This is a genomic window from Neorhizobium sp. USDA 3394 (assembly GCF_056280385.1).
The window spans coordinates 1,249,034-1,265,790 of record NZ_JBWCDU010000002.1 but is presented as its reverse complement, the minus strand read 5'-3'; the positions used below and the strand labels follow the sequence as shown (position 1 = coordinate 1,265,790).

The window sequence follows — 16,757 nt, the reverse complement described above, 5'->3', positions numbered from 1 at the left end:
GGCCAGTGGCATGCAATCAATCAAGAGAGGCAATCTCACATGACCATGACCGGAGGCGATTCCATCGCCGCATCCCTCCGCGCCCACGATGTGGACACCGTCTTCGGCATACCGGGTGCTCAGCTCTACGGCCTGTTCGACGCCTTGCAGCGCGACGGGATGCGAGTGATCACGCCGCGCCACGAGCAGACCTGCGCCTATATGGCGTTTGGTTATGCCCGCGCCTGCGGCAATCCCGGTGTCTATTCCGTCGTGCCAGGCCCGGGCGTACTGAACACCGGTGCTGCGCTTCTGACCGCCTGGGGCTGCAACGAGCCGGTCCTGTGCCTGACCGGCCAGGTGCCGACCGCCTTTCTCGGCAAGGGTCGTGGCCATCTGCACGAGATGCGCGACCAGCGCGCCGTGCTTGCCGGCATCGCCAAGTCCGCCGAACGCGCCGACAAGGCACAGGACGTGTCTGCCGCAATCGCCCATGCGTTTCGCGAGATGCGCTCGCTCAAACCCGGCCCGGCGACGGTCGAAATGCCTTGGGAACAATTCGTGGCGGAAGGCGAATTCGAGATCGTCCGGCCGCTTGAAAACCATCCGGATCCGGTGGCGGACGTGGCGATCGGCGAGGCCGCAGCCGCGATCGGCAGGGCAGAGCGGCCGATGATCTTCGTCGGGCCCGGCGCGTTCGAGGCCCGTGACGAGGTGCTGCGGCTTGCGCAAATGCTGCATGCGCCGGTGGTCGGCTTTCGTTCCGGGCGCGGCGTCGTCTCCAACCGCCACGAACTGGGTCTCACCATCGCCGAGGCGCGAAAGCTCTGGCCGGTGGTCGATTGCGTCATCGGCATCGGCACCCGGCTCGAAGTGCCAAGCTGGCGTTGGAAGCCGAGAACCGAAGTGCCGGTGGTGCGGCTGGAAATCGACGCGGAGGAACTGACCCGCACGCCGGAGGCCCTCGGCGTGCTCGGCCGGGCAAAGACCTCCCTCACGGCGCTGCTTGCCGAACTCAGGCCGCGGACACCTTCCGACGACTGGCGGCAAGCGATCCGAAAGGCGCGCGCGCAAACGGCGCAAGCCATCCAGGAAATCTCCCCGCACTACGGATATCTGCAGGCGATCCGCGCAGCCCTTCCCGACGACGGCATCCTCGTCGAGGAGGTCTGCCAATCCGGTTTCGCCTCCTGGTACTGCTACCCGGTCTACGAACCCCGGACCTTCATCTCGACCGGCTTCCAGGGCACGCTGGGCTTCGGATTTCCGACGGCGCTCGGTGTGAAAGTGGCACGGCCGGACGTGCCGGTCGTGTCGATATCGGGCGATGGCGGCTTCATGTTCGCCGCCCAGGAGTTGGCGACCGCCGCGCAATACGGCATTGATGTCATCACCGTCGTCTTCAACAATTCCGCCTTCGGCAACGTGAAGCGCGACCAGAGCGAGGCTTTTGGCGGACGACTGATCGGTTCGGAGCTGAAGAACCCGGATTTCGACAAGCTTGCCGCCGCCTTCCATGTGGATTTCGCCCGGGTGAGTGCGCCGGAGGATCTCCGCACCGCAATCGAGACCGCGATTGCCCGCGGCGGGCCGTGGCTGATCGAGGTGCCGCTGGACCTCGCCGATGAGGTCAGTCCCTGGACATTTATCCACGGATGATCCGTCGATGACGAATTCCGTTCGACATGGACGAAGACACCTATCGTCATGGCAGGGAGCCGTATAAAGTCGGCTCCAAGATTTCGATCCGGGGAGGGCATCGTTTCCGTGACATCAGACCAGAAAACCATGCGTATCGTTGTGCTGACTGCGGTCCTGCCGGCTTCGGTTCTCTCGACCCTCGAAGGCATGGGCGGGCGGCAAATGTCGGTCGCGGAGGTCGCTGCCGGGGGTGAGATGCCTAGCGTGCAGGTGCTGGTCACCGATCCAGGCGTCGGCGCCAACGCGGATGTGCTGGCAAAATTCCCCGATCTGAAACTGGTCGCCTGTTACGGCATCGGCATCGACTCGATCCATATGCCGACCGTCAAGGCGCGCGGCATCGGCATTTGCAATACGCCGGGCCTGCTCACCGAGGATGTCGCCGATCTCGCCATGGCGCTGATGCTGGCTTCCGCCCGCGATATCGTGCCCCAGACCCAATATATCCGTGACGGCCGATGGACGACAGTCGCGGCAAAAGTCCCGCTCGGCCGCTCGCTCAAGAACAAGGCGATCGGCATTGTCGGGTTCGGCAATATTGGCGCGGCGATTGCCGAACGGGCCACCGCCTTCCGCATGCGGGTTTCGTATCATGGGCCGCGGCGGAAACCTGTTCCCTATACCTATGTGCCGGACCTCGTCGCGATGGCGAAAGAGAGCGATTTCCTCGTCATCGCCAGCCGCGGCGGCGAGGACACGAAGAACATCGTCAACCGGCAGGTGCTGGAGGCGCTGGGACCTCAGGGCACGCTGGTCAACGTCTCGCGCGGTTCGATCGTCGACGAGGCGGCGCTGGTGGAGGCGCTCAAAACCGGCAAGCTCGGCTTTGCGGCACTGGACGTGTTCGCCAACGAGCCGAGAGTTTCGGAAAAGCTGCTGTGGATGCCGAATGTCATCATGACGCCGCACCAGGGCAGCGCCACCGCGGAAACCCGCCTCGCCATGGCCCTTTTGCTGGTCGAGAATGTCCAGGCGTTTTTCAAGGGAACGCCGCTGCCGACACCGGTGATCCCGATCGCGATCTGGGCTTTTGAACTCTAGGGAGGAAGTCACATGGCATTTCAACGTCACGTCATCGGACTGGCAGGACAGGACGACGGGCAGGAAGTCGTTACCGAATTCGACCGGGCCGCGGTCACCGACGAGGAATGGGCCGTGCGCGTCGATCTGGCCGCCGCCTATCGGCTGGCCGCGCTCTACGGCTGGGACGACCTCATCTACACGCATATCTCAGCCCGCGTGCCGGGCAGCGAAGACCACTTCCTGATCAATCCGTTCGGGCTCGCCTTCGACGAGATCAAGGCGAGCAACCTCGTGAAGATCGACCACGAGGCGAAGATCATCGGCAAGTCGGACTACCCGGTGAACGGCGCCGGTTTCGTCATCCATCACGCCGTGCACAAGGCGCGCCACGAACTGAACTGCGTCATGCACCTGCACACCGAGGCAGGCATGGCGCTTTCCATGCTCGATTGCGGCCTGCTGCCGCTCTCCCAGCATTCGATGTTTTTCTACAACCGCATCGGCTATCACGGCTACGAGGGCCTGGCCCTCAACATGGAAGAGCAGGAAAGGCTGATCCACGATCTTGGTCCGCACAAGAACATGATCCTCAAGAACCACGGCACGCTGACATCGGGCGAAAGTGTCGGCGAGGCGTTCGTGTGGACCTTCTGGCTGGAAAAGGCAGCCCGCGCCCAGCTCGCTGCCATGGCCGCCCAGCCGCAGGGCCTCACGATCCCGGAAGAGAAGATCGCCGAGCTGACCGCGCATATGTACGAGATGTCGCCGGCAAAGCCTGGACTGAAAGAATGGCCCGCGATGCTGCGCAAGCTGGATCGGATCGATCCGAGTTATCGGGACTGATTTCTGGAAGTCCCGCTCCCTGCGGTAAAGCTGGCAGTTCCGGGTGCCGAAATTGAACTTGCTCCGAAGGCGCCTGAGGGGACCTCTGCATAAATCGCGGCTACGAGGCGTGACCTTACCGCTCGACGCCGATGGAGTGCTGGATGGATTTGATGGCCGCCTTCAGCGGCAAGATGTTTTTAGTCACCACCACCCAAATCACGTCATCCGCAATTTTATGGTACTCGTGGCGCAGGATGTTACCGATGCCGCGGATCTTCTTCCATGGAATGTCGGGAGCGAGGCTCAATAGCTCGTCAGGGATGTGACGACAGGCTTCCGACACAATCTCCAGCGCCCGCTGGGTGCCGAGGCGCAGCAGCCAATCGCGTTCAAACTCCGCCAGAGACTTCCCGGCGGTATGGGTTTCAATGCCTTCGATGGCTTCCAGGATTTCAGCCAGAACCGGCCCAACCTTGCGCTTGACCATCAGAAAACACGGATGGCGGATTGCTCGATGTCGGTGCGCAGCATCGGATGCAGGCTGCTGCGGGTCGTCACGTCAACCTCCACGGCAAGCTCTTCCTCCAGGAACTGCTTAATCCCGACCAAGTCGAGGAGCGAGAACTGTTTGCCGGGATCGTAGTCAATGAACAGATCGAGATCGCTCGACGCCTGTGCCTCGTCGCGGACCGTCGATCCGAAAAGGTACAGGGCGGTAGCGCCCATGCCCTTCACGGCATCTGCGTGCTGTTGAAGCTTCTGAATGGCGTCGGTGCGGTTCATGTCGATAGCTTATATCATTCCGCACAAGGCATCCAGCGTCGTCATCTGACGGGATGGCTGGGCTCTGTTCTTTAGTATTTCAGCCGTTGAAGGCCCGTTGCATGAAAGTTACGTAAACGGGATTGGCAGCTTTAAGAATGCTCGTAGTTTGCCCGGCCTGCGAGATAGGTGACGTTTTGTACCGGAGACATGGGTGACACTTTTCGCTTTTTGGCGGGAGGTGTTGATCCCGTGGAAAGAGACTTCGGTGATGGAGGAACGTCTACGTTTTGTCGCCCGGCTTCTGGAGGGCGAAGGTGAGCGATGTGTGCCGGGAGTTCGGCATCTCGCCCAAGACCGGCTACAAAATCTTCAATCGCTACAGGCAAGACGGTCTGGAGGCACTGACGGATGGCTCGATCCGGGTTGGGAAATGAAACGGGATCTCGTTAATGCTTAATTAAGGATCTCCTTGCAGACGGCGGAGGGTGTGCGATGCTTCCCTAACATGGGGAAGTAGATCATGGACATGCGAACTCAGACACCCGATGAAACATACGAACCTCCACCTGAGCACCGCTTCCGGGTCGAAGCCGCGATGCTGGAGATGATCGAGCGCCTTCAAGAGGAAGGGCTCAGCAGGCAAGAAATCGCGCTGATCCTCGCCGACGCCGCGGATGAGTACGTCATCATAATAGCTAACATGATGAGCGCTGCGACGCCGCCGCGTCAGCAGCACCAGTAGGGCAGCGGAGACAGCGAAACTGTCGGGCATCTGTCCGGTCAAGGCATGGGTTAAGGGCGCCAATATTTCGCGCGGCACGTTGGCCGGCAACGCCTGGGACCGGCTTGTCTTCCCCTGGCGCTTTATTATCCGGTCACTGCCGCGGCTGCTCTCCGGCTCGACGGTGGTCTCTCACTATGTAGAACTCGTCCAGCCCTTCGCCAAAGGTGGACATATATCTTGCTTACGACGAAGAAAGCCGGCGTTTCCGCCGGCTTTCTTCTGGATTCTGGCCGTTGCTAGTCCTCGGACGCGGGTCCGGGGCTACGCCCGAACGCTCCTCACTGCTGCGGGATCTGGGCGATCGCGACGTAATCCTTCCACTCCGCGATGGTCTTGATCATCAGAGCCTGGGCTTCGGCCGGGGTAGAGATGTAAGCGTCGCCACCCTGGTCGGCCAGGAACTTCTGGGTTTCCGGCTGCTGCAGAACGGTGTTGAACCAGCCGTTGATCTTGGTGGTGATGTCTACCGGCGTGCCCTTGGCGACCATGGCACCCCACCAGCCGAGCTGGTCGACGTCAAAGCCCTGTTCCTTCAGGGTCGGAACGTCGGGAGCGCCCTTCATGCGTTCCGGCGAGCCGACGCCGAGAAGACGGAAGCGGCCTTCGCGCTGCTGGGCAAGGGCAAAGACCGGATCGTAGGAACCGAAGTCCATGGCACCGCTGGTCATGTCGTTGAGCGAGTCGGCGGCGGTCTTGTACTGGACCGAAACGGTCTCGAGCCCGGCCTTCTGCTTGTAGACTTCGGCCATGACCTTGCCCGAAGTGGCGTTGACGGCATAGGAACCACCGTCGCCCTTTGCCTTCATGGCGGCCGTCAGTTCCTTCAGATCCTTGTAGGGCGCGTCCTTGGCGACGGCGATCATGAAGGCCTGCTTGTTGATGGTTGCGATCGTCATCAGGTCCTTGCCGACGTCGATCGGCGGCTTCTTCATGATCCACATGTTGCCGGCGATCGAGTTGCCGGAATGGACGAAGATCGTGTAGCCGTCCGGCTTGGAGCGCGACGTGTATTCCGCGGCGATGTTGCTGAGCGCGCCCGGCTTGTTTTCGACGATGATCGTGGCGCCGGCGACCTTGGACACCTTGTCCGCGAAATAGCGGACGAGAACGTCGGCACCCGAGCCCGCCGGGAAGGCGCAGACGAAGGTGATCGTCTGCTCCGGATAAGCCGCCTTTGCGGGTGTCACGGTTGCAATCTGTGCGACCGCCAACATCGCCATGGCGGCGGTGGCTTGCGCGATCTTCTTAAGCCATTTTGTCACTTTTCATCTCCTGTGGCGGTTCGTAAGGGTCCCTGCGAAAGACCTGCCGCACTATGGCGAGAGGGTCTTTCGAATCGGTTGATTAATTTTGCGGAATCTTGGCCATGGCCACGTAGGTCTTCCACTCTTCGACGGTCTTGGCGAGCAGTGCCTGTCCCTCGTCCGGGGTGCCGACATAGACGTCGCCGCCGAATTTCGCGAGGAAAGCGACGGTATCGGGCTGGGCCAGGACTTCGTTGAACAGCGCGTTGATCTTGTCGACCACCGGCTTCGGTGTCGCCTTCGGAACGAAGGAACCCCACCAGCCGAGCTGGTCGATGTCGTAGCCCTGTTCCTTGGCGGTCGGAATGTTGGGCAGCGACTTCAGCCGGATCGGCGAGCCGGTCGCAAGGATCCGGACACGCTTCTCGTTGGCCTGCGACAGGGAGAAGACCGGGTCGTGGACGCCGTAGTCGAGAGAGCCGCTCAGCATGTCGTTGAGCGAATCCTTGGCGTCCTTGAACGAGACTTCGACCGGCTCGACGCCGGCGACCTGTTTGTAGATTTCGCCGAGCACCTTGCCGGACGTGGCAGCCGTGGCGTAGCTGGCTTTGTTGCCCTTTTCCTTCAGCACCCTGGTCAGGTCCTTCATGTCCTTGATCGGGCTGTCGTAAGCCACCACGAACATGAAGGCCTGCTTGTTTATGAAGGAGGTGGTCTGCAGTTCCTTGACGACGTCGATCGGCGGCGCCTTGAACAGCGACATATTGGCTGCCGTCGAGGTGCCGGAATGGACGTAGATCGTATATCCGTCCGGCTTGGCGCGGGCGGCGTACATGGCGGCGATGTTTCCGGCGGCCCCCGGCTTGTTTTCGACGATCACCGTCTGGCCGGAGACCTTGGCGAATTTTTCCGCAAAGAAGCGGACCAGAACGTCGGCGCCGGAGCCGGCCGGGAAGGCGCAGACGAACGTGATCTGGCCGTTCGGATATGCCCCTTGCGCGAACGCAGCAAAGGGCGCGAGCGCGGCGGCCGCGGCGGTTGCCACCATCAGGTTTCTGCGTGAGATTTCAGTGGTCATCGGTACAAGTTCCTCCCTTGAACGCCCCAGTCATTCCCATAAAAGCTTCCCGTGAAGCCCGTTGGACAAGCTTCAGTTTTGCGGGATCTTCGCCAGCGCCACATAGGCACGCCACTCCTCGACGGTCTTCGCAAGAAGCTCGTCGACCTCCTTCGGCGTTCCTTTGTAGACGTCCCCGCCGAACTTGTTCAGGAAGGCTTCCGTTTCCGGCTTGTCGAGCACCTCCCGGAACAGCGAGTTCAGCTTCAGAACGACATCGTCCGGTGTATTGGTCGGCACAAACACACCCCACCATCCGAGCTGGTCGACATTGAGGCCATATTCCTTGATGGCCGGAATCTCGGGCGTCGATTTCATGCGCTGCGGCGAGCCGACCGCAAGCAATCGCAGGCGCCCTTCGCGCTGCTGGCTTAGCGCGAAGACCGGGTCGAGTGCCGCGAAATCGAGCTGGCCGCTGGTGATGTCGTTCAAGGAATCCGGCCCTGTCTTGTAGGCGACTTCGGTCGCCGAAACGCCCGCCAACTGCAGGTAGACTTCGGCGAGAACCTTGCCCGAAGTCGCCGTCGAACCGTAGGTGGCATCGCCAGCCTTGGCCTTCAGATGGTCGGTCAGCTGCTTCATGTCCTTGATCGGGCTGTCTGCCGCGACCGCGATCATGAAGGGCTGCTTGTTGATGAACTGGACGCCGCGCAGCGCCTTGGTGACGTCGATCGGGGGCTTCTTGAACAGCGACATGTTGGCCGCGGTCGAGGTGCCGGAATGGACATAAACCGTGTAGCCGTCCGGCTTGGCGCGGCTGACATATTCCGCGGCGATATTGCCGTTGGCGCCCGGCTTGTTCTCGACGATCACCGTCTGCTTGGAGACGGCCGCCACCTTTTCGGAGAAGAAGCGGACCAGAATGTCGGCGCCGCTGCCGGCCGGAAAGGCGCATACGAAGGTAATCGTGGCGTTGGGATAGCTGGATTGTGCGAACGAGACACCGGGGAGAACGGCGGCCACGGTGGCCGCCGCAATCAGGGTGCGTCTTGTCAGTCTCGGATGGTGTTCAGTCATTGGCTCCTCCTCCAAAAAACTGTTGCGGAACGTCTGTTATTCCTCCTGGAACGCCTCCTCGCGTGTCTTGCGGAATTGCGGGAAGATGATCAGGCAGAGCATCAGGACGGTCGCCGCCAGAAGCGTGGCCGAGATCGGGCGGTCGATGAAGATCGTCGGGTCGCCGCGCGAGATGACCAGCGAACGGCGCAGGTTCTCCTCCATCAGCGGGCCGAGAATGAAGCCGAGCACCATGGGCGCGGGCTCGCAGCCGAGCTTGAAGAGGACGTAACCGAAGACCGTGAAGACGATCATCAGAACCATCATGAACGGCTCGGTGCTCGTCGAGTAGACGCCGATCGCGCAAAACAGCAGGATCGCCGGATAGAGCAGGCGGTAGGGAACCGACAGCAGCTTCACCCAGATGCCGATCATCGGCAGGTTGATGACGACGAGCATCAGGTTGCCGATCCACATCGAGGCGACCATGCCCCAGAAGAGGTCGGGACGGGTGGTCATGACCGCCGCACCCGGCTGGATGCCCTGGATGATCATCGCGCCCATCATGATCGCCATGATCGGGTTCGACGGAATGCCGAGCGTCAGGAGCGGGATGAACGAGGTCTGGGCAGCAGCGTTGTTGGCGGCTTCCGGACCCGCCACACCTTCGACCGCGCCGGTCCCGAACTTGCGCGGGTTCTTCGAGATTTTCTTTTCGAGCGTATAGCTGGCGAAGGAGGCAAGAACCGCGCCGCCGCCCGGCAGGATGCCGAGAAGCGAGCCGAGGCCCGTGCCGCGCAGGGCGGCCGGATAGGCTTCCTTGAATTCCTTCCTGGTCGGCCACATGTCACGCATGCGGGTGCTGATCGCTTCGCGCGGCGCCGGCGGGTTCTCGAGATTGCGGATGATTTCCACGATGCCGAAGAGGCCGAGAACCAGCGGCAGGAAGTCGATGCCCTCCCACAGGCCTGAAAGGCCGAAGGTATAGCGGGTAAGACCCGTGTTGATGTCGGTGCCGACAAGCCCGAGCAGCAGGCCGATCAAGACCATGGCAACGGCCTTCAGGACCGAACCGTGCGCCAGAACGATCGCCATGGTGAGACCGAGCAGCATCAACGCGAAATAATCCGGCGAATTGAACTGCTGGGCGATCGAAGCGAGCGGTGGACCGAAGGCTGCGATGAAGACGGTACCGATCGTGCCGGCGAAGAAAGAGCCGAGAGCGGCGATCGCCAGTGCCGCACCCGCGCGGCCCTTGCGGGCCATCTGATGTCCCTCGATACAGGTCACGACCGAGGAGGCTTCTCCCGGCATGTTGACCAGGATCGAGGTGGTTGAGCCGCCATATTGTGCGCCGTAATAGATGCCGGCCAGCATGATCAGCGACGAAAGCGGATCCAGCCCGAAGGTGATCGGCAAAAGGATGGCCAGCGCAGGAATGGGGCCGATGCCGGGAAGAACGCCGATCAGCGTGCCGAGCACGACACCGATCAGACAGAACATCAGGTTCTCGAGCGAGCCTGCAGCCATGAAGCCGGTTGCGAGGTGTTCAAAGACTTCCATGGATTACCTGCCCCACCAGACGGGCATCGGCTGCCCCAGCGCGTAGACGAAGATGATGACGACGAACGCCGCTGTGGCGACAGCGAAGATGACGGTCTCGACGGGGTTGACGTCGCGCCGGGCATAGGCAGCTAACATGATCAACAGGATCGAGGAGATCACCGCGCCGATTTGCGCGATCAGGATGCCGAAGGCGGCAATCGCCAACAGGATGAAGATGATCGGGCGGAGCCGGATGCGTTCGATGGCCGGACCTTCGATCGCCAGCGATTTTGCCGTGACGATCAGCCCGATCAGTGCGATCAGGCCGCAAATGATCATCGGGAAATAGCCAGGGCCCATATTGCGGGCGGAACCGAAGGTGAGGTCGGACCCGATATAGAGGCCGACCGCGCCGAAAAGGATGAACAAGAGGCCCGCGCCGAAATCCTGCGGACTTTTGATGACCATGGTTTCCTCCCTGAAAACCCGACTATGTGAACCGGTCTGGCTCCGCTTGGGCGCCGGCCAAACCGTCATTACGCATGTTCCTCGGGCCGCGCCTCGAATTCGCAGCCCTGAATTCGTCTATAGGCAACTAGATTTGACTATATACAAGAGTATTCCTCTTGTCAGTCAATCGAATTCCGCGATCTCCCGTGCCGATCAGATGCCACACCAGCCCGCCCTTTCCGATCCTATCGCATTTATATCAGGAAGCCAGATATCCGAGGTGTAATTTCGTGACATCCTTTCCTGTTTCTGATCTGCGAACTGAAACTTTCAATTGCGGCCGCCGCCTCCAAACGGCCTGTCAGAAAGTTCGTGCAGGCAGGTATGAAATTGGTTTTAAACAAAGTCAATTATACTTTATCAAAAATAGTTGACAGGCGCATGCGCGCCGGGGGAGATTGTCGTCAGGATTTCAAAGGATAAGAAAATGAAGGTTTCTGTTGTGGGAGGGGGGATTGGCGGGCTGACGGCGGCATTGTCGTTGCTCCGCCAGGGTTTTGACGTCGACGTGTACGAACAGGCGGTCGAGCTGAAAGAAGTCGGCGCCGGCGTTCAGGTCAGCGCCAACGGCACGCGGGTTCTGTTCGCGCTCGGGCTCGAAGAAGAGATCATGTCGATCGCCTCGCAGGCGCAGGGCAAGGAAATCCGGCTGTGGAATACCGGGCAGACCTGGAAACTGTTCGACCTCGGCCCGCTGTCCATCGAGCGTTACGGTTTCCCCTATATCACCATCCACCGCAACGATCTGCACCAGACGCTGGCAGCCGCCGTGCGCCGCATCAAACCGGATGCGATCAAGCTCTCGAAGAAATGCGTCGGGATCACCCAGGACGGCAAGGGCGCGACCATCGCCTTTGCCGATGGCACCACCGCCACCTCCGACATCGTGGTCGGCGCCGATGGCGTGCATTCGAGGATCCGCGAGACCCTGTTCGGCCGCGACGACCCGAAATTCACCGGCATCGTCGCCTGGCGCGGCGTCATCCCGGTCGAGCGCCTGCCGGAACGCATGTTGCGGCCAGTCGGCACCAACTGGATCGGTCCCGGCGGCCACGTCATCCAGTACCTTCTGCGCGGCGGCAAGCTGATGAATTACGTCTCGGTCGTCGAGCGCTCCAACTGGCAGGTGGAATCCTGGTCGGTCGCGGGCACGACGGAAGAGTGCCTTGCCGACTACGAAGGCTGGCACGAGGACATTCACACGCTGATCAAGGCGATCGACGTGCCTTACAAATGGGCGCTGATGCTGCGTCCGCCGATGGACGACTGGACCCGCGGCCGCGTGACGCTGCTCGGAGACGCATGCCATCCGACCTTGCCCTTCCTCGCCCAGGGAGCGGTCATGGCGATCGAGGACGGTTTCGTGCTCGCTCGCGCGCTTGCCGAGAACAACGGCAATTACGAAGCAGCTTTCGCCGGCTATGAGGCGGCCCGCGTCGAGCGCACGGGCAAGATCGTCCGTGGTGCGGAAGGCAATCTCAGCCGTTTCCACAATGCTGCGCTGAAGGACCCAAAGCTCGCCGAGGACTACGTCAATGCCGAATGGCAGGAAGACAAGGTCAAGCAGCGCTACGAATGGCTGTTCACCTACGACGCCACCTCGGTGCCGGTCGTGGCGGGAGCCAGGTCGCCGGAAGCGGCCGCCTGAGGCCGCGATCACAATTCAACATCCAAAGCCCGTTCGCCGGTTCTGCCGGCCGCGCGGGCGAAGCGTAATGGGTAGGACATCATGACCACCAAGGCGGACTGGCAGCGGACCCCGCTGATCGTCTCCTTTCCGGAGACGGCGAAATACACCGAGACCTACGGCTTTGCCGGCAATTCCGGCAGGGTCAATCTCGAGGGCCAGCTCCTGCGTGGCACCGACGCTCCGTCGAAGACGGTCTATGTCTTCATGCATCCAACCTCGACGCTGCAACTCCTGCCGATGCCGACCGCGCTTGCCGATGCCGGCCTGCACGTGCTTTGCGCCGCCAGCCGTTATCCGAAAAACGATACCGCTCTGATCATGGAAAAGGTGGCGATCGACCTCGGCAAGTGGCTCGATTTTGCCAGAAGTGAACTCGGTTACGAGAAGGTGGTTCTGGTCGGCTGGTCAGGCGGCGGCTCGCTGTCGCTGTTTTATCAGGCACAGGCGGAAAACCCGACGATTACCCACACGCCGGCCGGCGACGAGGTCAACCTTGTCGAAGCGGGCCTGAAGCCCGCCGACGGCGTGATCTTCATCGCCGCCCACCTGTCGCGGGCCGAAACGCTGACCGAATGGCTCGACCCGTCAGTTCTCGACGAACTCGACCCGGATCTGCGCGACCCGGAATTCGACATCTATTCGCCGGACTGCCCGCACCAGCCACCCTATTCGGCGGAATTCATCCAGCGATTCCGGGCCGCCCAGGTCGCCCGCAACCGCAAGATCACCCATTGGGTGCTCGACATGCTGGCGGAACTGAAGCGCCGCGGCTCGTTCGAGCAGGAGCGCGCCTTCATCGTCCACCGCACCATGTGCGACGTGCGCTGGTTCGACGGCACCATCGACCCGAACGACCGGCCGATCGGCCGAAGCTACATGGGTGATCCGCGCACGGTCAATGTCGGCCCGGTCGGGCTTGCCCGCTTCACGACCCTGCGTTCCTGGCTTTCCCAGTGGAGCTATGACCTGTCGAATGCAAAGGGGCCGATGAACGCGGCGCTGATCAAGCGCTCGCCGGTGCTGCAGATCGAGAACAATGCCGACGAGGCTGTCCCGGCGACCCACAATCCGGCGATCCGGGCGGCGCTGGCGACGCAAAACAAGGAATACATGACGATCCCGCACGCGACCCACTATTACCTCGGCCAGCCGGAGCTTCTCAAAGCCTGCATCGACCGGGTGATCGACTGGAGCAAGCGGCAGGGGCTGTTGTCTTGAAAGACAAGCTGGAGCTCGTCGGGAGCGAGTTCCAGACTATCGGGAGGATTGAACGTGAGCTCTAATGAAAAGCACCACCGTCCATTCCGGAACGGTGGTACTGCAATTTCATCTTCCGCCTTCATGGCGGGATCGGGGGCTCGACATTCGTCCGGCCCCCAATTGGCCTCCTCAAGCCGCAGCCGATTTCCTGGCGATCATGCCGGCCTTCTTCTGAATCCACGCCTTCATGGCGTCATGGGCTTCCGACGCGGCCTGTTCCAGATAGCCCGGTTCCTCCGTGCGCGCAGTGATTTCCAGCCGCAGGCCGTTCGGGTCGAAGAAGTAGATCGAGTTGATGAACTCGTGGTCGATGACATCGGTCGTCTTCACGCCGGCATCCTGAAGACGCTTCTTGAACTTCAGGACCTCCTCGACGGAATCGACTTCCATCGCGAAGTGCTGGACCCAGTCCGGCGTATTGGGAGAGGGAAGCGGCATGATGTTTTCTCCGAGGTCGAAGAAGGCCATGTAGGAGCCGTCGCCGAGTTCGAAAAAGAAATGCGCGTAGGGCTTTTCTTCGCCCGTGGACGGCACCTTGTCGGCGGTCATGCAGTTGACCAGCGGCAGGCCAAGCAGGTCCTCGTAGAACTTGCGGGTCTCCTCGCCATCGCGGCAGGGGTAGGAAAAGTGATAGAGTTTGCGAAGCTTCGGTGCGTCGACCATGGTGGTTCCTCCATATCCAGGCTTGTTGCATTGTCCTCGATGGTAGGCCTTTGCCGACCCTCCCATGTCCCCCTCCAGGGTGGACATGCCCGCGACAGGTTCGTGCCCAACCCAGGAGGCGTCAATGCCTGCTCTTGATGGAGACAACATGACCGTCATGGCCGCCCTCATGAACGAGGTCGGTGAACCCGGCTTCCCGGAAAAATTCCTGGACACCTTGCGCGCGGTCGCCGGCACCGATTTCTGTTCCGCCTTCCAGGCCGAGGAAGACGGGTCGCTCACCTATCTCTTCGCCTGCGGTTATCACTCGACCATTCCGGGTTTTGCCGAGCGCGCTTCGCTCGATTATGCCCGGCGTTACTGGCTACGCGACCGGGTGACCCGCCAGATGCTGAACGCAGGCCCTGGACTTGCCAAGGTGCAGGTCATCCGCCAGGCCTGGAACGGCATCCGTGACCCCGAATACCGCCGCGACTGTTACGAGCGTGCCCATGTGCTCGAACGCCTGACCATCTATCATTCGGAGGAACCGCGGATCTTCGCCAGCCTCTATCGCACCCGCGAAAGCGGCCCGTTCCCGCTCTCGGCGGTCGAACGGCTGGAGGCCTTCGCGCCGCTCCTGATGGCCATGGTCGTCAAGCATGTGCGGCTCCAGGGCCGGCCGCAGACGGCGCCATTGCATCCGCCGCAGCAGGAGATCGCCGGGCGGCTGTTGCAGGCGGGATTTGCGCTTTCGGGCCGAGAGGCGGAAGTGTCCGCGGGCCTGCTGCTCGGCCGCACGCATCGGGAGATTTCCGAAAAGGTCGGGCTCGCGCTTTCGAGCATCGTCACCTACCGGCAGCGCGCCTATCGCAAGCTCGGGGTCAGCGACCGGCGTGGGCTCGAAGCGCTTTATGAGGGAATTTCGCGCGTCTAACCTATCAATTCGAGGAGGGATTTCAGATGATTTCGATCAAGGACCGTATTGCCATCGTTACCGGCGCCAGCTCGGGCATCGGCTGGGGCATCGCCAAGGCGATTGCCACCGAGGGCGCCATCACCGTGCTTGCCGCCCGCAGCGCCGACAAACTTGAGAAACTCGCGGCCGAGATCGAGGCAGAAGACGGCCATGCATTCGTCGTGCCGACCGACGTCACCGACGACGCGCAGGTCGAAAGGCTGTTCGCCACGGTCAAGGAAAAATATGGCCGGCTCGACATCCTGATCAACAATGCCGGCATCGCCGACCATACGCCGGTCGAAAAGCTTACCAACGAGCGCTGGCACGAGGTGATCGGGGCGAACCTGCATTCGGTCTTCTATTGCAGCCGCGCCGCATTCGTCATCATGCAGGAACAGAAGCGCGGCCGGATCATCAACATGGGCAGTCTGTCGTCCAAGGTACCCCGTGGCCATACCGCCGCCTATACGGCAAGCAAGTTCGCGCTCGAGGGCCTCACCCGTTCGCTCGCCGTCGACGGCCGCGAGCATGGCATCGCGGTCTCGATGGTGCATCCGGGCTCGACGGTCAGCTCGCTGGTTCCCGGCGTCACCGACAAAGTCCGGCCCGCAACGATGATGCCTATGGATGTGGCGCGGATCGTCGTGCTGATGGCAACCTTGCCGGACGATGTGAACCTTTACGAAAGCATCATCCTGCCGGTCGAAATGCCGTTCCTCGGTCGCGGTTAAGCATCGGTTCAGCACATCGTGAAGCGGCTTTCTTTTCGAAAGACCCGAGACTGAAAGCCGCTTGACGCATATTCGGGTCCCTGATACCCATGTTCCCAACAGGGAGAATTTGCTATGGAAAACCAGACCGAATCCGCTGCCGCCGGCCAGAACAATGGCAAGTGGGGTGAATATGTTACCGTGGATTTTGACGAGGGCATCGCCTGGGTGACGCTCAACCGCCCGAAGCAGCGCAACGCCATCAATCCGGGCATCGTCTGGGAGATGAACGCGATCATGGACGCGCTGGAGGAAGACGACCGCTGCAAGGTGATGGTCGTCACTGGCGCCGGCGAATCCTTCTCGGCCGGCATGGACCTCAAGGAATATTTCCGCGCGACCGACAAGGTGCCGCCGATCCAGCGCGAGCGCCTGTTCCGGGCGAACGCCGCATGGCAGTGGCGCCGGATGATGTATTACCCCAAACCGACCATTTCCATGGTCAACGGCTGGTGTTTTGGTGGCGCCTTCCAGTTCCTGGTCGGCTGCGACCTCGCCATCGCCTCGGAAGACGCCGTCTTCGGCCTTTCCGAAATCAACTGGGGGATCATTCCGGCCGGTATCGTCACCAAGTCGGTGCTGGAAACGATGAGCTTCCGCGACGCGATGTATTACATCATGACCGGGGAAACCTTCACCGGCCAGCAAGCTGCCGAGATGAAGCTGGTCAACAAGGCTGTTTCGCCGGACGAGCTGAAGGCCGAAACCCGCAAGCTCGCCATGACCTTGATCGGCAAGAACCCCTTCGTGCTGCGCCAGGCCAAGACCGCCTGCCGTTTCACCCGCGATCTCACCTGGGAACAGGCGGGCGAATATCTGATGGCGAAGTCCGATCAGACGGAACTCCGCGACCCGGAGAACGGCCGCAATACCGGCATGAGTCAGTTCCTGGACGAGAAATCCTTCCGTCCGGGCCTCGGTGCCTATCGTCGCGACTAAGAAGTG

17 protein-coding genes and 1 pseudogene are annotated in these 16,757 nt (G+C 61.5%); 10 read left to right on the top strand and 8 right to left on the bottom strand.

The annotated features are described in order from the left end of the window. Positions 1 to 39 precede the first annotated feature (39 nt). The 3 genes from ACZ9EJ_RS27665 (at position 40) to ACZ9EJ_RS27655 (ending at position 3,546) form a co-directional block, all read left to right on the top strand. Positions 40 to 1,638, top strand: coding sequence for a thiamine pyrophosphate-dependent enzyme (locus ACZ9EJ_RS27665; RefSeq protein WP_046639936.1), 1,599 nt, complete (start codon positions 40 to 42; stop codon positions 1,636 to 1,638). Positions 1,639 to 1,767: 129 nt separating this feature from the next. Continuing rightward, positions 1,768 to 2,721, top strand: a complete 954-nt coding sequence (locus tag ACZ9EJ_RS27660) for a 2-hydroxyacid dehydrogenase (protein WP_476100202.1) — start codon at positions 1,768 to 1,770, stop codon at positions 2,719 to 2,721. A 12-nt stretch (positions 2,722 to 2,733) separates the two neighbouring features. Beyond that, positions 2,734 to 3,546, top strand: coding sequence for a class II aldolase/adducin family protein (locus ACZ9EJ_RS27655; protein WP_080954000.1), 813 nt, complete (start codon positions 2,734 to 2,736; stop codon positions 3,544 to 3,546). Between the two features lie 115 nt (positions 3,547 to 3,661). Here the strand turns inward: ACZ9EJ_RS27655 and ACZ9EJ_RS27650 are convergent, their stop codons facing one another. Both ACZ9EJ_RS27650 and ACZ9EJ_RS27645 read right to left on the bottom strand, forming a co-directional pair. Further along, entirely contained in the window at positions 3,662 to 4,015 is a 354-nt protein-coding gene (locus ACZ9EJ_RS27650) for a HepT-like ribonuclease domain-containing protein (protein WP_046639937.1), read from the bottom strand. Further along, a complete protein-coding gene (locus ACZ9EJ_RS27645; protein ID WP_046627209.1) occupies positions 4,015 to 4,311 on the bottom strand; it encodes a nucleotidyltransferase family protein in 297 nt (98 codons plus the stop codon). The genes ACZ9EJ_RS27650 and ACZ9EJ_RS27645 overlap by 1 nt, the downstream gene beginning before the upstream one ends. A 226-nt stretch (positions 4,312 to 4,537) precedes the next feature. Here ACZ9EJ_RS27645 and ACZ9EJ_RS27640 point away from each other — a divergent pair. Both ACZ9EJ_RS27640 and ACZ9EJ_RS27635 read left to right on the top strand, forming a co-directional pair. Further along, positions 4,538 to 4,715, top strand: a pseudogene (locus ACZ9EJ_RS27640) (helix-turn-helix domain-containing protein); the annotation flags it as partial. A gap of 98 nt (positions 4,716 to 4,813) precedes the next feature. Next, positions 4,814 to 5,035 (top strand): hypothetical protein, encoded by a 222-nt coding sequence (locus tag ACZ9EJ_RS27635; protein ID WP_046627208.1) that lies wholly within the window; start codon positions 4,814 to 4,816, stop codon positions 5,033 to 5,035. Between the two features lie 320 nt (positions 5,036 to 5,355). Here ACZ9EJ_RS27635 and ACZ9EJ_RS27630 read toward each other — a convergent pair whose 3' ends face one another. From ACZ9EJ_RS27630 to ACZ9EJ_RS27610, 5 genes are all read right to left on the bottom strand, one after another. Then, positions 5,356 to 6,339: a Bug family tripartite tricarboxylate transporter substrate binding protein gene (locus ACZ9EJ_RS27630; protein WP_080953998.1), complete on the bottom strand. Its 984-nt coding sequence runs from the start codon at positions 6,337 to 6,339 to the stop codon at positions 5,356 to 5,358. Between the two features lie 82 nt (positions 6,340 to 6,421). Then, a complete protein-coding gene (locus tag ACZ9EJ_RS27625; protein ID WP_046627205.1) occupies positions 6,422 to 7,399 on the bottom strand; it encodes a Bug family tripartite tricarboxylate transporter substrate binding protein in 978 nt (325 codons plus the stop codon). A gap of 72 nt (positions 7,400 to 7,471) precedes the next feature. Further along, on the bottom strand, positions 7,472 to 8,455 hold the full coding sequence (locus ACZ9EJ_RS27620; protein WP_046627203.1) for a Bug family tripartite tricarboxylate transporter substrate binding protein: 984 nt from the start codon (positions 8,453 to 8,455) through the stop codon (positions 7,472 to 7,474). A 36-nt stretch (positions 8,456 to 8,491) separates the two neighbouring features. Next, complete coding sequence (locus ACZ9EJ_RS27615; RefSeq protein ID WP_046627201.1) at positions 8,492 to 9,997, bottom strand: tripartite tricarboxylate transporter permease; 1,506 nt, start codon at positions 9,995 to 9,997, stop codon at positions 8,492 to 8,494. Positions 9,998 to 10,000: 3 nt separating this feature from the next. Then, positions 10,001 to 10,447: a tripartite tricarboxylate transporter TctB family protein gene (locus ACZ9EJ_RS27610; protein ID WP_052764568.1), complete on the bottom strand. Its 447-nt coding sequence runs from the start codon at positions 10,445 to 10,447 to the stop codon at positions 10,001 to 10,003. A 469-nt stretch (positions 10,448 to 10,916) separates the two neighbouring features. Here ACZ9EJ_RS27610 and ACZ9EJ_RS27605 point away from each other — a divergent pair, with 469 nt between their 5' ends. Next, entirely contained in the window at positions 10,917 to 12,137 is a 1,221-nt protein-coding gene (locus tag ACZ9EJ_RS27605) for an FAD-dependent monooxygenase (RefSeq protein ID WP_046639938.1), read from the top strand. An 81-nt stretch (positions 12,138 to 12,218) separates the two neighbouring features. Next, complete coding sequence (locus tag ACZ9EJ_RS27600) at positions 12,219 to 13,397, top strand: alpha/beta hydrolase family protein (RefSeq protein ID WP_046627197.1); 1,179 nt, start codon at positions 12,219 to 12,221, stop codon at positions 13,395 to 13,397. A gap of 171 nt (positions 13,398 to 13,568) precedes the next feature. Here ACZ9EJ_RS27600 and ACZ9EJ_RS27595 read toward each other — a convergent pair whose 3' ends face one another. Beyond that, positions 13,569 to 14,102 carry a VOC family protein gene (locus tag ACZ9EJ_RS27595; protein ID WP_046639939.1) on the bottom strand — a complete coding sequence of 178 codons (534 nt, stop codon included), beginning with the start codon at positions 14,100 to 14,102 and terminating at the stop codon, positions 13,569 to 13,571. A gap of 124 nt (positions 14,103 to 14,226) precedes the next feature. On the opposite strand from ACZ9EJ_RS27595, the gene ACZ9EJ_RS27590 reads away from it, so the two are divergent. The 3 genes from ACZ9EJ_RS27590 (at position 14,227) to ACZ9EJ_RS27580 (ending at position 16,751) form a co-directional block, all read left to right on the top strand. Continuing rightward, positions 14,227 to 15,018 (top strand): helix-turn-helix transcriptional regulator, encoded by a 792-nt coding sequence (locus ACZ9EJ_RS27590; RefSeq protein ID WP_255742529.1) that lies wholly within the window; start codon positions 14,227 to 14,229, stop codon positions 15,016 to 15,018. Between the two features lie 26 nt (positions 15,019 to 15,044). Continuing rightward, positions 15,045 to 15,773 (top strand): SDR family oxidoreductase, encoded by a 729-nt coding sequence (locus ACZ9EJ_RS27585; protein WP_046627193.1) that lies wholly within the window; start codon positions 15,045 to 15,047, stop codon positions 15,771 to 15,773. A 114-nt stretch (positions 15,774 to 15,887) separates the two neighbouring features. Next, positions 15,888 to 16,751 carry a p-hydroxycinnamoyl CoA hydratase/lyase gene (locus tag ACZ9EJ_RS27580; RefSeq protein ID WP_046627191.1) on the top strand — a complete coding sequence of 288 codons (864 nt, stop codon included), beginning with the start codon at positions 15,888 to 15,890 and terminating at the stop codon, positions 16,749 to 16,751. The last annotated feature ends 6 nt before the right edge of the window (positions 16,752 to 16,757 follow it).

Excerpts from the sequence above, each read along its gene's own strand:
- ACZ9EJ_RS27665 (WP_046639936.1), top strand. The coding sequence starts at position 40 with ATGACCATGACCGGAGGCGATTCCATCGCCGCATCCCTCCGCGCCCAC.
- ACZ9EJ_RS27660 (WP_476100202.1), top strand. The coding sequence starts at position 1,768 with ATGCGTATCGTTGTGCTGACTGCGGTCCTGCCGGCTTCGGTTCTCTCG.
- ACZ9EJ_RS27655 (WP_080954000.1), top strand. The coding sequence starts at position 2,734 with ATGGCATTTCAACGTCACGTCATCGGACTGGCAGGACAGGACGACGGG.
- ACZ9EJ_RS27650 (WP_046639937.1), bottom strand. The coding sequence starts at position 4,015 with ATGGTCAAGCGCAAGGTTGGGCCGGTTCTGGCTGAAATCCTGGAAGCC.
- ACZ9EJ_RS27645 (WP_046627209.1), bottom strand. The coding sequence starts at position 4,311 with ATGAACCGCACCGACGCCATTCAGAAGCTTCAACAGCACGCAGATGCC.
- ACZ9EJ_RS27635 (WP_046627208.1), top strand. The coding sequence starts at position 4,814 with ATGGACATGCGAACTCAGACACCCGATGAAACATACGAACCTCCACCT.
- ACZ9EJ_RS27625 (WP_046627205.1), bottom strand. The coding sequence starts at position 7,399 with ATGACCACTGAAATCTCACGCAGAAACCTGATGGTGGCAACCGCCGCG.
- ACZ9EJ_RS27620 (WP_046627203.1), bottom strand. The coding sequence starts at position 8,455 with ATGACTGAACACCATCCGAGACTGACAAGACGCACCCTGATTGCGGCG.
- ACZ9EJ_RS27615 (WP_046627201.1), bottom strand. The coding sequence starts at position 9,997 with ATGGAAGTCTTTGAACACCTCGCAACCGGCTTCATGGCTGCAGGCTCG.
- ACZ9EJ_RS27610 (WP_052764568.1), bottom strand. The coding sequence starts at position 10,447 with ATGGTCATCAAAAGTCCGCAGGATTTCGGCGCGGGCCTCTTGTTCATC.
- ACZ9EJ_RS27605 (WP_046639938.1), top strand. The coding sequence starts at position 10,917 with ATGAAGGTTTCTGTTGTGGGAGGGGGGATTGGCGGGCTGACGGCGGCA.
- ACZ9EJ_RS27600 (WP_046627197.1), top strand. The coding sequence starts at position 12,219 with ATGACCACCAAGGCGGACTGGCAGCGGACCCCGCTGATCGTCTCCTTT.
- ACZ9EJ_RS27595 (WP_046639939.1), bottom strand. The coding sequence starts at position 14,102 with ATGGTCGACGCACCGAAGCTTCGCAAACTCTATCACTTTTCCTACCCC.
- ACZ9EJ_RS27590 (WP_255742529.1), top strand. The coding sequence starts at position 14,227 with ATGCCTGCTCTTGATGGAGACAACATGACCGTCATGGCCGCCCTCATG.
- ACZ9EJ_RS27585 (WP_046627193.1), top strand. The coding sequence starts at position 15,045 with ATGATTTCGATCAAGGACCGTATTGCCATCGTTACCGGCGCCAGCTCG.
- ACZ9EJ_RS27580 (WP_046627191.1), top strand. The coding sequence starts at position 15,888 with ATGGAAAACCAGACCGAATCCGCTGCCGCCGGCCAGAACAATGGCAAG.